This window comes from Pseudomonas sp. B21-047, from assembly GCF_024748775.1.
GTDB classification, from domain to species: domain Bacteria; phylum Pseudomonadota; class Gammaproteobacteria; order Pseudomonadales; family Pseudomonadaceae; genus Aquipseudomonas; species Aquipseudomonas capeferrum.
The window spans coordinates 1,211,303-1,222,797 of sequence record NZ_CP087169.1; the positions used below are offsets into that span (position 1 = coordinate 1,211,303).

The following is an 11,495-nucleotide window of genomic DNA, read 5'->3' on the forward strand; positions in this document are numbered from 1 at the left end:
CGCTTGCGGGCCGTTGTCGTTTATACTGGCGCTCTTTTCCCTGCACCTGGAAACCCGTTCGATGACCACCCTGCTGGCCCTGGATACCGCCACCGAAGCCTGTTCCGTCGCCTTGTTGCATGACGGCAAGGTAACCAGCCATTACGAGGTGATCCCACGTCAGCACGCGCAGAAGTTGCTGCCGATGATCAAACAGCTGCTGGCTGACTCGGGTGTGGCCTTGAATGCGCTGGACGCCATCGCGTTCGGCCGTGGCCCGGGGGCCTTCACCGGCGTGCGGATCGCCATCGGTGTGGTCCAGGGCCTGGCGTTCGCCCTCGAGCGCCCGGTGCTGCCGGTGTCCAACCTGGCCGCGCTGGCGCAAGGTGCGTTGCGCGAGCAGGGTGCGCAGCACGTGGCGGCCGCCATCGATGCGCGCATGGACGAGGTGTACTGGGGCTGCTACCAGGCCAGCGCTGGCGAAATGCGCCTGGTCGGCCAGGAAGCGGTACTGCCGCCCGAGCGCGTGGCGCTGCCCGACGCCAGCACCGCCGAGTGGTTCGGTGCCGGTACCGGTTGGGGCTATGCCGAGCGCCTGGCTGTGCACGTCGCCGCCAGCAATGCGGCGGCGTTGCCCAATGCCCTGGATATCCTCAGCCTGGCCAGCTTTGCCTGGGCGCGCGGCGAAGCGATCGGCGCCGAGCAGGCGCAACCTGTGTACTTGCGCGATAATGTAGCGACACCCAAGAAGCGCTGAGTGTTGTTCGTCGGTTATCGCCGATGACGCTAAAACCTTTCTCGCGAACTGTGGTCCAGTTATCACTCAAGCATTAGCGACGTAACTCTGATGCTGCTAAATTGCCATCATCGGTTCTGAGTGTTCACGCCATGCGTATCGACGGTTTCTCATCGCAGTCCTACCCGATCAAGCGCACACCGCGCAAAGCGTCGGTGCGCGATGAGGCCATCGAAGATGCCGACATCATCGACAGCGGCGAGCAGGGTGAGCTGGCCCAGGAGGCGGCCGTTCGCCGTCGCAGCGGTGGCCTGCCAGCCCGTCAGCAAGACATGATCTTCCCTCGCGCCCGTGACCGGCGTACCGCCACTGCGTTGGCGAGCTACCTGAGCACGGCCGGTTTTACCGATTGGGACATGGAAGTACTGGGGCTCGACCTGTACATTTGAGGGATGATTCCTTCTCTTCTGCCTTATTTTCTGGGTTGTCCGTCATGGAGCGAAAACGCCTGGCGCGACTACCTGTACCCCGCCGATGCCCGAGCCGCTGAGTACCTTGGCCTGTACAGCCAGGTGTTCAACGCGGTCGAAGGCAATACCACCTTCTACGCCAGCCCCGCACCCGCCACCGTGGCACGCTGGGCGCAGACGATGCCGGCGCACTTTCGTTTCACCGCCAAATTCCCCCGCGAGGTCAGCCATGGGGGAGACCTGCGCGATCAGCTGGACGCGGCCGCTGCCTTCACCCGTTTGATGGCACCGCTGGGTGAACGGGTATCGCCTTACTGGCTGCAGTTGCCTGCGTTATTCGGGCCTTCGCGCCTGGCAGAGTTGAGCCATTTTCTGGATCAAGTGGGTGTGCCGTTGGCCGTCGAAGTGCGCAACGAGGCTTTTTTTGCGCGCGGTGAAGAGGAGCGGCAGCTCAACCGGCTGTTGCTCGAGCGTGGTGTCGAGCGCATCTGCCTCGACCCGCGGGCGTTGTTCAGTTGCACCTCGCGCGAGCCCGCCGTGCTGCATGCCCAGGCCAAGAAACCCAAGGTGCCGCCACGCCCGGCCGCCTTCAGCCAGCATCCGCAGGTACGTTTTATTGGCCATCCGCAGCTTGAAGCCAACGAAGCCTTCCTGACGCCCTGGGTGGCCAAGGTGGCCAGTTGGGTCGAGGAAGGTCGTAGCCCCTACATCTTCCTGCACACCTCGGATAACCGCCTGGCCGCGGCGTTGGCCCAGCGTTTTCATCAACGTCTGATGCAGCGCCTGCCTGGCCTTGCACCTTTGCCGGAATTGCCACGCGCCCCTGAGGTCGAACAACTGGGACTACTCTGACCACTCCTGACTGCCTGAGGTTGAGACCATGGATGTGCAAACCCTGCGAGCCGAAGCCTTCAAGGCACTGCACGAACGCGACAGGGCCTTCGTCATCCCCAACCCGTGGGATGCCGGCTCCGCCAAGCTGCTCGCCAGCCTGGGCTTCGAGGCGCTGGCCACGACCAGCGCGGGCCTGGCGTTCAGCCTGGGCCGACCGGATGCCGAAGGTGCCTTGAGCCTGGACGAAACCCTGGATAACGCCGGGGCTATTGTCGATGCCACGGCCTTGCCGGTAGCCGCCGACCTGGAGAACGGCTTCGGCGACCTGCCCGAAGACTGCGCACAGAGCATCCTGCGGGCCGCCGAGGCGGGTCTTGTAGGGGGTTCCATCGAAGACGCCAGCGGGCGCAGTGAAGCCCCTATCTATGACCATGGCCTGGCTGTGGAACGCGTCCGCGCGGCGGTTCAGGCAGCGCGTAGCCTGCCGTTTCCGTTCACCCTGTGCGCCCGGGCAGAAAACCTGCTGCACGGGCGCCTGGACCTGGATGACACCATCCTGCGCCTGCAAGCTTATGCCGAGGCCGGGGCCGATGTGCTCTACGCGCCAGGGCTGCGCACCGTCGAAGAAATTCGCGCGGTGGTGCAGGCGGTGGCGCCCAAGCCGGTCAATGTGCTGATGGGGCTGGCGGGCGTGACCCTGAGCGTCAACCAGTTGCAAGACCTTGGGGTGCGCCGCATCAGTGTCGGCTCGTCGCTGGCCCGTGCGGCGCTGGGGGCTTTCCACCGGGCCGCGTTGGAGATTCGTGACGAGGGTACGTTCGGCTACGGTGAACAGGCGCTGCCCTTTGCCCAGCTCAACGACCTGTTCCGCCGCTGAATCGCCATGCGTGCCTTGCTGGTACTGTTGCTGGGCCTGTCACTGCTGGCAGGCCTGGCCTGGCATTTTGACTGGCGCCTGCCGGCTGCCTGGAACCCCTGGGCGCCGCTGGACGTGCGCCAGCCGCCGAACCTGCTCACCACCTTCAAGCTGTCGCGCCTGCGCGATGACCCCGCGCTATGCCGTCAGGCACTGGAAACCAGCGATCTGCGGTACCGGGGGCAAGCCGACAGCCCGGCCTCGGCCAATTGCCCGCTGCGCAACGTATGGCGCATCGAGGGCGGTCAGGCGCGGCTCAGCAGCAGCTTCCTGGCCAGTTGCCCGTTGGCGGTGGCTTACGCGCTGTTCGAGCAGCATGGGCTGCAACCGGTGGCGCAGCGGGTATTGGGGCAGCGGGTGACGCAGGTCGACCACCTGGGCAGTTTTGCCTGCCGCAATGTCTATCACCGCAAACAAGGCCGGCTCAGTCAGCACGCCACCGCCAATGCCCTGGACATCAGTGGTTTTCGCTTGCAGGACGGGCAGCGCATCGTACTGGCTCGGGACTGGCAAGCGGGGGGGCAGAAAGCTGATTTCCTACGTCAGGTGCAGCAGGTGGCCTGTGAACGCTTCAGTACCGTGCTGGGGCCAGACTACAACGCCGCGCACCACAATCACTTCCACCTCGATATGGGCCGCTGGCAGATCTGCCGCTGAGCTTGCGCAACCTCAGGCGTGAACGCGAACGTTGTTCAGCACCACCGGGCGCGCCCAGTGGATGTCGAACGCCAGGTCATTCTGCTGCTTGGCCAGCGTGGTTTCGTCGAAAGGCTCGGGGGCCGGGTCCAGCAGGTTCGTCTCGAACTCGGCGATAGGCAGGAACAGCGGGCGCGGGGAGGGGCCTGGGCCGGGCTCGGCAAGCGGGTGACCCTGGCTCATGACCACCGGGCGCAACCAGCTGTTGCTCAGGTCGAGTTCACGCTGCTGCTCTATCAGCTCGATGGCGCTGAACGGCTCGGCGGCGGGCTCCAGCAGGTTAGCTTCCAGTTCGGCCTTGGGCAGGAACAGTGGCTCGGGCGGTGCGATTTCGGTGTCGTGCACCGGCAGCGCACGCTGGGCATCGATCAGCGCCAGCGCCCTGGCACCGCCGACCGGCTCGCCGCTGTGCTGATCGTACTGGACGAACGACTGGCTGACGCTGTCCGCTTCCTCTGCCTGTTGCTCGGCCATGGCGCGGGCAAAGAAATCCTGCCACAGGTGGCTGACGCCCCCGAGTGTCTGGGTATTCTGTTGACCGTAGTGGCCGACAGGCGACAGGTAGGTCAAACCGATGGGAAGAGTATCTGTCATGGCAGTCGCGCGCGTTGTGCTCTGGCAGAATAGCGGGATATTGCCTGTATCGGCCGTGGTTGCCGATTCATAAGGGCGTGGTTTGATTTTTTAGGTGTGGACGATGGAAGAGCAAGGCACGGGTATCAGGGTCGAAGCGATGTCGGCAGAGTATGCGCAACAGGCTACGGCGTGGGCCGAGCGCCTGGGCCTGCCGCTGCAGGACGATGCCGCGGGTTTCGCCGTGCAGGTGGGCGCTGAAGGCTTGCAGATCCACCAACTGGGCCCGCAGGCGCCTGGGCCGGTGCGGGTGGACTTCGTCGAAGGCCAGGCCGCGCATCGGCGCCAGTTTGGCGGTGGCAACGGCCAGATGATCGCCAAGGCAGTGGGCATCGCCCAGGGTGTACGACCGCAGGTGCTCGATGCCACGGCAGGGCTGGGCAAGGATGCATTTGTGCTGGCCAGCCTGGGGTGCCAGATGACCCTGATCGAACGCCAGCCGCTGATTGCCGCATTGTTGGAAGACGGCCTGGCGCGGGCGCGGGCGGATGACGAGGTGGGCCCGATCGTTGGGCGCATGTGCCTGCTGACCGGCAACGCCATCGAGCGCATGCGTGCCTGGGAAGGGGAGCCGCCGCAGGTGATCTACCTCGACCCGATGTTCCCGCACCGGGACAAAAGCGCGCTGGTGAAGAAGGAGATGCGCGTATTCCGGCCACTGGTCGGTGATGACCTGGATGCCCCGGCCTTGCTAGAAGCCGCTTTGGCGCTTGCCAGCCACCGGGTGGTGGTGAAACGGCCACGCAAGGCGCCGATCATCGACGGGCCGAAGCCAAGCCACAGCCTGGAGGGCAAGTCGAGCCGGTATGACATTTACCCGAAGAAGGCCCTGAAGGCCTGACCGGAATGCATGCCGATTCGTGTGTTGTCGGCCAATCAGGGGTGGAAGGCGCGTATGAACACCCCCACCACCTCCCGCACATGCGCCTCGGCTTCATCCCCTTCCAGCGGCCCGGCGCAGCCGAGCAGCAACCGATAATCCGGTGCGCCCTTGACCAGGCAGAAGAAGTGCTCCGCCGCGCGCAACGGGTTGTCGATGCGCAGTAACCCGCGCTCATCCGCCCCGCGCAGCAGCGCTTCCATTCCCGCCAGCACGCGCTTGGGCCCAGCTTCGTAGAAGTACTCGCCAAAGCTTGGGTCCAGGCTGCCTTGGGCCATGATCAGGCGGCTGAGCTTAACTGCTTCGTCACTGCTGATCAGCGCCTGGAAGTTACGGGCAATGGTCAGCAGCACCTCGTCCACCGGTGCCCCCTCGGGGTACTCGAACAGCAGGTCCGGTAGCTGGATCTGGCAGGTGGCCATGACCGCCGAGCAGAACAGCGTCTGCTTGTCGGTGAAGTGGCTGTACACCGTGAGTTTTGAAACACCTGCCGCCGCAGCGACCGCATCCATGCTGGTGTTGGCATAGCCAAGGCTGAGGAACAGTGTCTTGGCCGCTTCGAGGATCGCCTCGCGTTTGGCCAGGTCCTTGGGCCGGCCTGGTCCGATGGGTGCGTCGTTGGGCATTGGAGTCTGCATCTTGTTGAAGAGTCGCCCATCTTAGCGGGTCGGACGCCTTTCGGTGAAAGTGTCCATGCAATACGTGCTGTCTGTCACTGGACAGTTGTGTTGGGGCGGGAGGTGTTTGGCGGGGGATTTATAGCGCTTTTGAGATCGAGCGCCGCCCGCGCGGCGCTCGATCTCACAGGCGCCAGAGGCCTCAAGCCCCACCTTGCAAAAACCACCACAGACACCCTTCCCGGCGCCGATTCCCTGATTTAATATACCCGTCAGTATAAATATTCGATGTGCTCTTCGCGAAAGGATTCATCATGTTGCGCCATGCCTTGTCCATCGCTCTGCCCACTGCCGTCGCGCTGCTCCTTGCGGCGTGCGGCCAGGAAGCCGCGCCACCTGCCGCGCCGCGCCCGGCACTGGTGATTCAACCACAGCCGGCCGAAGCAGCTGCCGACAGCTACCCCGGCGAAGTGCGCGCGCGCTTCGAACCGGAGCTGGCCTTCCGCATTACCGGCAAAGTCAGCAAACGCCTGGTCGAAGAGGGCCAGCGGGTCAAGGCCGAGCAGCCGCTGGCCGAGCTGGACCCACAGGATGTGCGCCTGCAACTGGAAGCCAATCGTGCCCAGCTGGCCGCCGCCGAGGCCAACCTGTCGCTGGTGCGCGCCGAGCGTGACCGCTACCAGAAGCTGCTGGATCGGCAGATGGTCAGCCACTCCCAGTACGACAATGCCGAAAACCTGTACCGCGCTGGCATGGCCCGCCTGAAACAAGCCAAGGCCGAGTTCGATGTGGCCGGCAACCAGGCCGAGTACGCAGTGCTGCGTGCGCCGCAGGCCGGTGTCATCGCCAAGCGCCAGGTCGAAGTCGGCCAGGTGGTCGCGGCCGGGCAGACCGTGTTCACCTTGGCCGCAGACGGCGAGCGTGAGGTGGTCATCGGCCTGCCGGAGCAGCAATTTTCCCGTTTTGCCGTGGGCCAAGGCGTCAGCGTGGAGCTGTGGTCGCACCCAGGCGAGCGCTTCGACGGGCGTATCCGTGAACTCTCGCCGGCAGCCGACCCACGTTCGCGAACCTTCGCCGCACGCATCGCCTTCACCTCGGCCAAGGCGCCCGCCGAGCTGGGCCAGAGCGCACGTGTTTTCATCGCCCATGAAGGGCTGATCCCACTGGCAGTGCCGTTGTCGGCGGTCACTGCAGAAAACGGCCAGGCCTATGTCTGGCGGGTCGGCCAGGACCGCCGCCTGGAGCGCACGGTGGTGCGCCTGGGGCCGTATGGCTCTGACAGTGTACCGGTGCTCGAAGGCTTGAAACCGGGCGACTGGGTGGTCGCCGCCGGGGGCCATGTGCTGCGCGAGGGGCAGGAGGTGCGCCCCGTGGATCGCACCAACCGTGTAGTGAACCTGACGGCCAAGGAGTAAGTCCCGATGGGTTTCAACCTTTCCGCCTGGGCGCTGCGCAATCGCCAGATCGTACTGTTCCTGATGATCCTGCTGGCTGCCATTGGCGCCATGTCCTACACCAAGCTGGGCCAGAGCGAGGACCCGCCGTTCACCTTCAAGGCCATGGTCGTGCGCACCGTGTGGCCCGGCGCCACCGCCGAGGAAGTGTCGCGCCAGGTCACCGAGCGCATCGAGAAGAAGCTGATGGAGACCGGCGAGTACGAGAAGATCGTCTCGTTCTCCCGACCGGGCGAGTCGCAGGTGACCTTCATGGCCCGCGACTCGCTGCATTCCAAGGATATCCCGGAGCTGTGGTACCAGATCCGCAAGAAAGTCGCGGACATCCGCCACACCTTGCCGCCGGAAATCCAGGGCCCGTTCTTCAATGACGAATTCGGCACCACGTTCGGCAATATTTACGCGCTGACCGGCACGGGCTTCGACTATGCGGTGCTCAAGGACTACGCCGACCGCATCCAGATCCAGCTGCAGCGGGTCAAGGATGTGGGCAAGGTCGAGTTGGTCGGGCTGCAGGACGAGAAGGTCTGGATCGAGCTGTCCAACCTCAAGCTGGCGACCCTCGGCGTGCCACTGGAAGCCGTCCAGCAGGCCCTCCAGGAGCAGAACGCGGTCAGCACGGCGGGCTTCTTCGAGACGCCCAGCGAGCGCCTGCAACTGCGGGTCAGCGGCCGCTTCGACAGTGTCGAGCAGATTCGTCAGTTCCCGATTCGGGTGGGCGATCGCACCTTCCGCATTGGTGACGTAGCCGAGGTGCACCGCGGCTTCAACGACCCACCCGCGCCGCGCATGCGCTTCATGGGTGAAGACGCCATCGGCCTGGCCGTGTCGATGAAGGACGGCGGCGACATCCTGGTGCTGGGCAAAGCCCTGGAGGGTGAGTTCGAGCGCCTGGCGCGCAACCTGCCGGCCGGTATGGAGCTGCGCAAGGTCTCTGACCAGCCGGCTGCAGTCAAGGCCGGCGTCGGTGAGTTCGTCCAGGTACTGGTCGAGGCGCTGGTCATCGTCCTGCTGGTGAGCTTCTTCTCTTTGGGCTTGCGCACCGGGCTGGTGGTGGCATTGGCCATTCCGTTGGTACTGGCCATGACCTTTGCCGCCATGCACTACTTCGGCATCGGCTTGCACAAGATTTCGCTCGGTGCGCTGGTGTTGGCGCTGGGCTTGCTGGTGGACGACGCGATCATTGCCGTGGAGATGATGGCGATCAAGATGGAGCAGGGCTACGACCGGTTCAAGGCGGCCAGCTATGCCTGGACGAGCACGGCCTTCCCCATGCTGACCGGTACCTTGATTACCGCTGCCGGCTTCTTGCCGATTGCCACGGCGGCGTCGAGCACGGGCGAGTACACCCGTTCGATCTTCCAGGTCGTGACCATCGCGCTGCTGACCTCCTGGGTTGCGGCGGTGGTGTTTGTCCCTTATCTGGGCGAACGCCTGCTGCCGGACCTGGCCAAGCTGCATGCTGCCCGTCATGGCAGCGATGGGCATGCGCCGGACCCTTACGCCACGCCGTTCTATCAGCGCGTACGGCGTGTGGTCGAGTGGTGCGTGCGGCGTCGCAAGACCGTCATTCTGCTGACCCTCGCAGCGTTCGTCGGCAGCATCCTGCTGTTCCGCTTCGTGCCGCAGCAGTTCTTTCCGGCGTCCGGGCGCCCAGAGCTGATGGTCGACCTGAAGCTGGCCGAGGGCGCGTCGCTGGCCAATACCGCCGAGCGGGTCAAACAACTGGAGGTGCTGCTCAAGCAGCAGGACGGCATCGACAACTATGTGGCCTATGTGGGCACCGGGTCGCCGCGCTTTTACCTGCCGCTGGACCAGCAGCTGCCGGCTGCCAGCTTTGCCCAGTTCGTCGTGCTGGCCAAATCGATGGAAGAGCGCGAACGGCTGCGCAGTTGGCTGATCGATACCGTCGACCAGCAGTTCCCCGACTTGCGCGCCCGCGTCACGCGCCTGGAAAACGGCCCACCCGTGGGTTACCCGGTGCAGTTCCGGGTGACCGGCGAGCATATCGAGAAGGTGCGCGCCCTGGCCCGCGAAGTGGCCGACAAGGTGCGCGAGAACCCGCACGTGGTAAACGTGCACCTGGACTGGGAGGAGCCAAGCAAGGCGGTGTTCCTGGCCATCGATCAGGACCGCGCCCGCGCCCTTGGCGTGAGCACCGCGCACCTGTCGAGCTTCTTGCGCAGCTCGCTGACCGGCACCACGGTCAGCCAGTACCGCGAGGACAACGAACTGATCGAGATCCTGCTGCGCGGCACGCAGAAAGAGCGTGGCGACCTGGCTAACCTGGGCAGCCTGGCGCTGCCCACCGACAACGGCCAGAGCGTGGCGCTGTCGCAGGTAGCGACCCTGGAGTACGGCTTCGAAGAAGGCATCATCTGGCACCGCAACCGCCTGCCAACGGTGACCGTGCGTGCCGACATCTACGATAAGGAGCAGCCGGCGACCCTGGTGCGACAGATCGAGCCGACGTTAAGCGACGTCAAGGCCAAACTGCCGGATGGCTACCTGCTCGAGGTGGGCGGTACCGTGGAAGATTCCGAGCGCGGGCAGAAATCGGTGAATGCCGGTATGCCGCTGTTCATCGTGGTGGTGTTGAGCCTGTTGATGATCCAGTTGCGCAGTTTCTCGCGCACGGTGATGGTGTTCCTTACCGCGCCCCTGGGGCTGATTGGCGTGACCTTGTTCCTGCTGGTGTTCCGCCAGCCGTTCGGCTTCGTGGCCATGCTCGGCACCATTGCCCTGGCCGGGATGATCATGCGCAACTCGGTGATCCTGGTGGATCAGATCGAACAGGACATCGCCTCGGGGATGGAGCGTTGGCAGGCGATCATCGAGGCTACGGTACGGCGCTTCCGGCCGATCGTGCTGACGGCACTGGCGGCGGTGCTGGCGATGATCCCGTTGTCGCGTAGCGTGTTCTATGGGCCGATGGCGGTGGCGATCATGGGCGGGTTGATCGTTGCGACGGCGTTGACGTTGCTGTTCTTGCCGGCGTTGTATGCGGCGTGGTTCAGGGTCCGGAAGGGCTGAGGCCGCTGGGAGGGCTTTGCCCTCCTTTCGCGACACAAGGCCGCTCCTGCGCAGGAGCGGCCTTGTCGTCTTGGCATCACAGTGCGCCAAATACCTTTTTGGCCAGGCTGGTAGCGGCCTCGGCCGGGTTCTGGCGAATGCTCTGCTCCTGCTTGGCGATCATTTCAAACAGGCCATCCAGGGCCTTTTCGGTCACGTAGCTCTCGACATTGGCGCTCTTGGCACTGCCCAGCCCCAGGGCTGAAGCTTGACCGGCAAAGTTGTTGTATTGCTGAACCACGCCAACCTTGTCGGTCGCTGCCTTGACGATCGGCAGGAACTTGGCGCGGATCTGCTCGCGGCTGCTCTTGTTCAGGTACTGGGTGGCAGAGTCGTCGCCACCGCTGAGGATGCCCTTGGCATCGGTCACGCTCATGTTCGTCACCGCATCCACCAGGATTGCCTGGGCTTGCGGTACCGCCGCCTCTGCGGCCTTGTTCATGCTGTCTTCCAGGGCTGTAACCTGGTCACCCTTGCCGAACATCTTCATGGCCTTGGCGGCCTTGCCGAGGTTGCCCGGCAACTCGATGCGCACGTCCGGGTTGTTGCTGAAGCCGCCGGGGGCACTCAGCTGCTTGACGGCAATCTGCGCGCCCTGGGTCAGGGCGTCTTTCAGGCCACCGCTGGCGTCCTTCTGGGTCAGGTCGCCAAGCGACAGGGCCAGCGCGCTGGCCGACAGCAACAGGCCGGCGCACAGGGCGGTGAAACGCAGGGAGGAGCGAATCATGAAGCTTTCCTTTTGAACAGAAATAGGCGGGTATCAGCGCACGGGGTCGACTTTGACCCGTACTGGCTGCACGTCGCTGCCATCCAGCGTGACGCCGTGATGCTCGGTGTTGATGAACAGCAGCTTGCCGTCCAGTTCGATACGGGCACTCACCGCATAGCGGTGGCCAGGCTTGACCTGGGCCGGGTCGTAGGTGAGGTGGAACGGCAGTGGCACGTTGCCTTTGACCGGGCCGGCCTGGCGCGCCAGGGTGACGGCAGGGGCGTCCATCAGCGACACATCCTGCAGCTCCACGCTGAGGGTGGCGGTGGGTGGCAGGGCGATGCGCTGCAGGTAGAAGACTTCACCCTCAAGGCTCGCCTGGGGCGACGGGGTGTGGCTGGAGCAGGCTGCGAGCAGGGATGCACAACACAGCATTACGAGCTTTTTCATGGAATCTCCGTTGTCCGTGGCGTTGGCTTGTGGCCAACGCCAAGGACTT

At 64.6% G+C, this 11,495-nt stretch carries 12 protein-coding genes; 8 read left to right on the plus strand and 4 right to left on the minus strand.

Translation table 11 applies throughout. The annotated features are described in order from the left end of the window. Positions 1-61: 61 nt before the first annotated feature. From tsaB to LOY26_RS05570, 5 genes are all read left to right on the plus strand, one after another. Positions 62-736, plus strand: coding sequence for a tRNA (adenosine(37)-N6)-threonylcarbamoyltransferase complex dimerization subunit type 1 TsaB (tsaB, locus tag LOY26_RS05550; RefSeq protein ID WP_033700915.1), 675 nt, complete (start codon positions 62-64; stop codon positions 734-736). 131 nt (positions 737-867) lie between these two features. Beyond that, positions 868-1,164: a hypothetical protein gene (locus tag LOY26_RS05555; protein WP_186654412.1), complete on the plus strand. Its 297-nt coding sequence runs from the start codon at positions 868-870 to the stop codon at positions 1,162-1,164. A gap of 3 nt (positions 1,165-1,167) precedes the next feature. Beyond that, on the plus strand, positions 1,168-2,037 hold the full coding sequence (locus LOY26_RS05560) for a DUF72 domain-containing protein (RefSeq protein ID WP_033700913.1): 870 nt from the start codon (positions 1,168-1,170) through the stop codon (positions 2,035-2,037). 28 nt (positions 2,038-2,065) lie between these two features. After that, positions 2,066-2,896 carry an oxaloacetate decarboxylase gene (locus LOY26_RS05565; RefSeq protein WP_186662965.1) on the plus strand — a complete coding sequence of 277 codons (831 nt, stop codon included), beginning with the start codon at positions 2,066-2,068 and terminating at the stop codon, positions 2,894-2,896. Positions 2,897-2,902: 6 nt separating this feature from the next. Next, positions 2,903-3,592, plus strand: a complete 690-nt coding sequence (locus LOY26_RS05570; protein ID WP_258714474.1) for an extensin family protein — start codon at positions 2,903-2,905, stop codon at positions 3,590-3,592. Positions 3,593-3,604: 12 nt separating this feature from the next. On the opposite strand, the gene LOY26_RS05575 is transcribed toward LOY26_RS05570, so the two are convergent. Continuing rightward, positions 3,605-4,225: a hypothetical protein gene (locus LOY26_RS05575; protein WP_033700909.1), complete on the minus strand. Its 621-nt coding sequence runs from the start codon at positions 4,223-4,225 to the stop codon at positions 3,605-3,607. A gap of 103 nt (positions 4,226-4,328) precedes the next feature. Here LOY26_RS05575 and LOY26_RS05580 point away from each other — a divergent pair, with 103 nt between their 5' ends. Beyond that, complete coding sequence (locus tag LOY26_RS05580; RefSeq protein ID WP_258714475.1) at positions 4,329-5,105, plus strand: class I SAM-dependent methyltransferase; 777 nt, start codon at positions 4,329-4,331, stop codon at positions 5,103-5,105. Between the two features lie 35 nt (positions 5,106-5,140). On the opposite strand, the gene LOY26_RS05585 is transcribed toward LOY26_RS05580, so the two are convergent. Continuing rightward, positions 5,141-5,782 (minus strand): TetR/AcrR family transcriptional regulator, encoded by a 642-nt coding sequence (locus LOY26_RS05585; RefSeq protein WP_186654423.1) that lies wholly within the window; start codon positions 5,780-5,782, stop codon positions 5,141-5,143. A gap of 293 nt (positions 5,783-6,075) precedes the next feature. Here LOY26_RS05585 and LOY26_RS05590 point away from each other — a divergent pair, with 293 nt between their 5' ends. Both LOY26_RS05590 and LOY26_RS05595 read left to right on the plus strand, forming a co-directional pair. Further along, the gene (locus LOY26_RS05590) at positions 6,076-7,176 is read left to right on the plus strand and encodes an efflux RND transporter periplasmic adaptor subunit (RefSeq protein WP_186654426.1); all 1,101 of its coding nucleotides are present in this window, start codon (positions 6,076-6,078) and stop codon (positions 7,174-7,176) included. Positions 7,177-7,182: 6 nt separating this feature from the next. Beyond that, the gene (locus LOY26_RS05595) at positions 7,183-10,248 is read left to right on the plus strand and encodes an efflux RND transporter permease subunit (RefSeq protein WP_186654428.1); all 3,066 of its coding nucleotides are present in this window, start codon (positions 7,183-7,185) and stop codon (positions 10,246-10,248) included. A gap of 76 nt (positions 10,249-10,324) precedes the next feature. Here LOY26_RS05595 and LOY26_RS05600 read toward each other — a convergent pair whose 3' ends face one another. Further along, on the minus strand, positions 10,325-11,014 hold the full coding sequence (locus LOY26_RS05600) for a DUF4197 domain-containing protein (protein ID WP_258714476.1): 690 nt from the start codon (positions 11,012-11,014) through the stop codon (positions 10,325-10,327). Positions 11,015-11,047: 33 nt separating this feature from the next. Next, complete coding sequence (locus LOY26_RS05605) at positions 11,048-11,446, minus strand: YbaY family lipoprotein (protein WP_033700902.1); 399 nt, start codon at positions 11,444-11,446, stop codon at positions 11,048-11,050. Between the last annotated feature and the right edge of the window lie 49 nt (positions 11,447-11,495).

Excerpts from the sequence above, each read along its gene's own strand:
- LOY26_RS05605 (WP_033700902.1), bottom strand. The coding sequence starts at position 11,446 with ATGAAAAAGCTCGTAATGCTGTGTTGTGCATCCCTGCTCGCAGCCTGC.
- LOY26_RS05585 (WP_186654423.1), bottom strand. The coding sequence starts at position 5,782 with ATGCAGACTCCAATGCCCAACGACGCACCCATCGGACCAGGCCGGCCC.
- LOY26_RS05575 (WP_033700909.1), bottom strand. The coding sequence starts at position 4,225 with ATGACAGATACTCTTCCCATCGGTTTGACCTACCTGTCGCCTGTCGGC.
- LOY26_RS05555 (WP_186654412.1), top strand. The coding sequence starts at position 868 with ATGCGTATCGACGGTTTCTCATCGCAGTCCTACCCGATCAAGCGCACA.
- tsaB (WP_033700915.1), top strand. The coding sequence starts at position 62 with ATGACCACCCTGCTGGCCCTGGATACCGCCACCGAAGCCTGTTCCGTC.
- LOY26_RS05600 (WP_258714476.1), bottom strand. The coding sequence starts at position 11,014 with ATGATTCGCTCCTCCCTGCGTTTCACCGCCCTGTGCGCCGGCCTGTTG.
- LOY26_RS05565 (WP_186662965.1), top strand. The coding sequence starts at position 2,066 with ATGGATGTGCAAACCCTGCGAGCCGAAGCCTTCAAGGCACTGCACGAA.
- LOY26_RS05560 (WP_033700913.1), top strand. The coding sequence starts at position 1,168 with ATGATTCCTTCTCTTCTGCCTTATTTTCTGGGTTGTCCGTCATGGAGC.
- LOY26_RS05570 (WP_258714474.1), top strand. The coding sequence starts at position 2,903 with ATGCGTGCCTTGCTGGTACTGTTGCTGGGCCTGTCACTGCTGGCAGGC.
- LOY26_RS05580 (WP_258714475.1), top strand. The coding sequence starts at position 4,329 with ATGGAAGAGCAAGGCACGGGTATCAGGGTCGAAGCGATGTCGGCAGAG.
- LOY26_RS05590 (WP_186654426.1), top strand. The coding sequence starts at position 6,076 with ATGTTGCGCCATGCCTTGTCCATCGCTCTGCCCACTGCCGTCGCGCTG.
- LOY26_RS05595 (WP_186654428.1), top strand. The coding sequence starts at position 7,183 with ATGGGTTTCAACCTTTCCGCCTGGGCGCTGCGCAATCGCCAGATCGTA.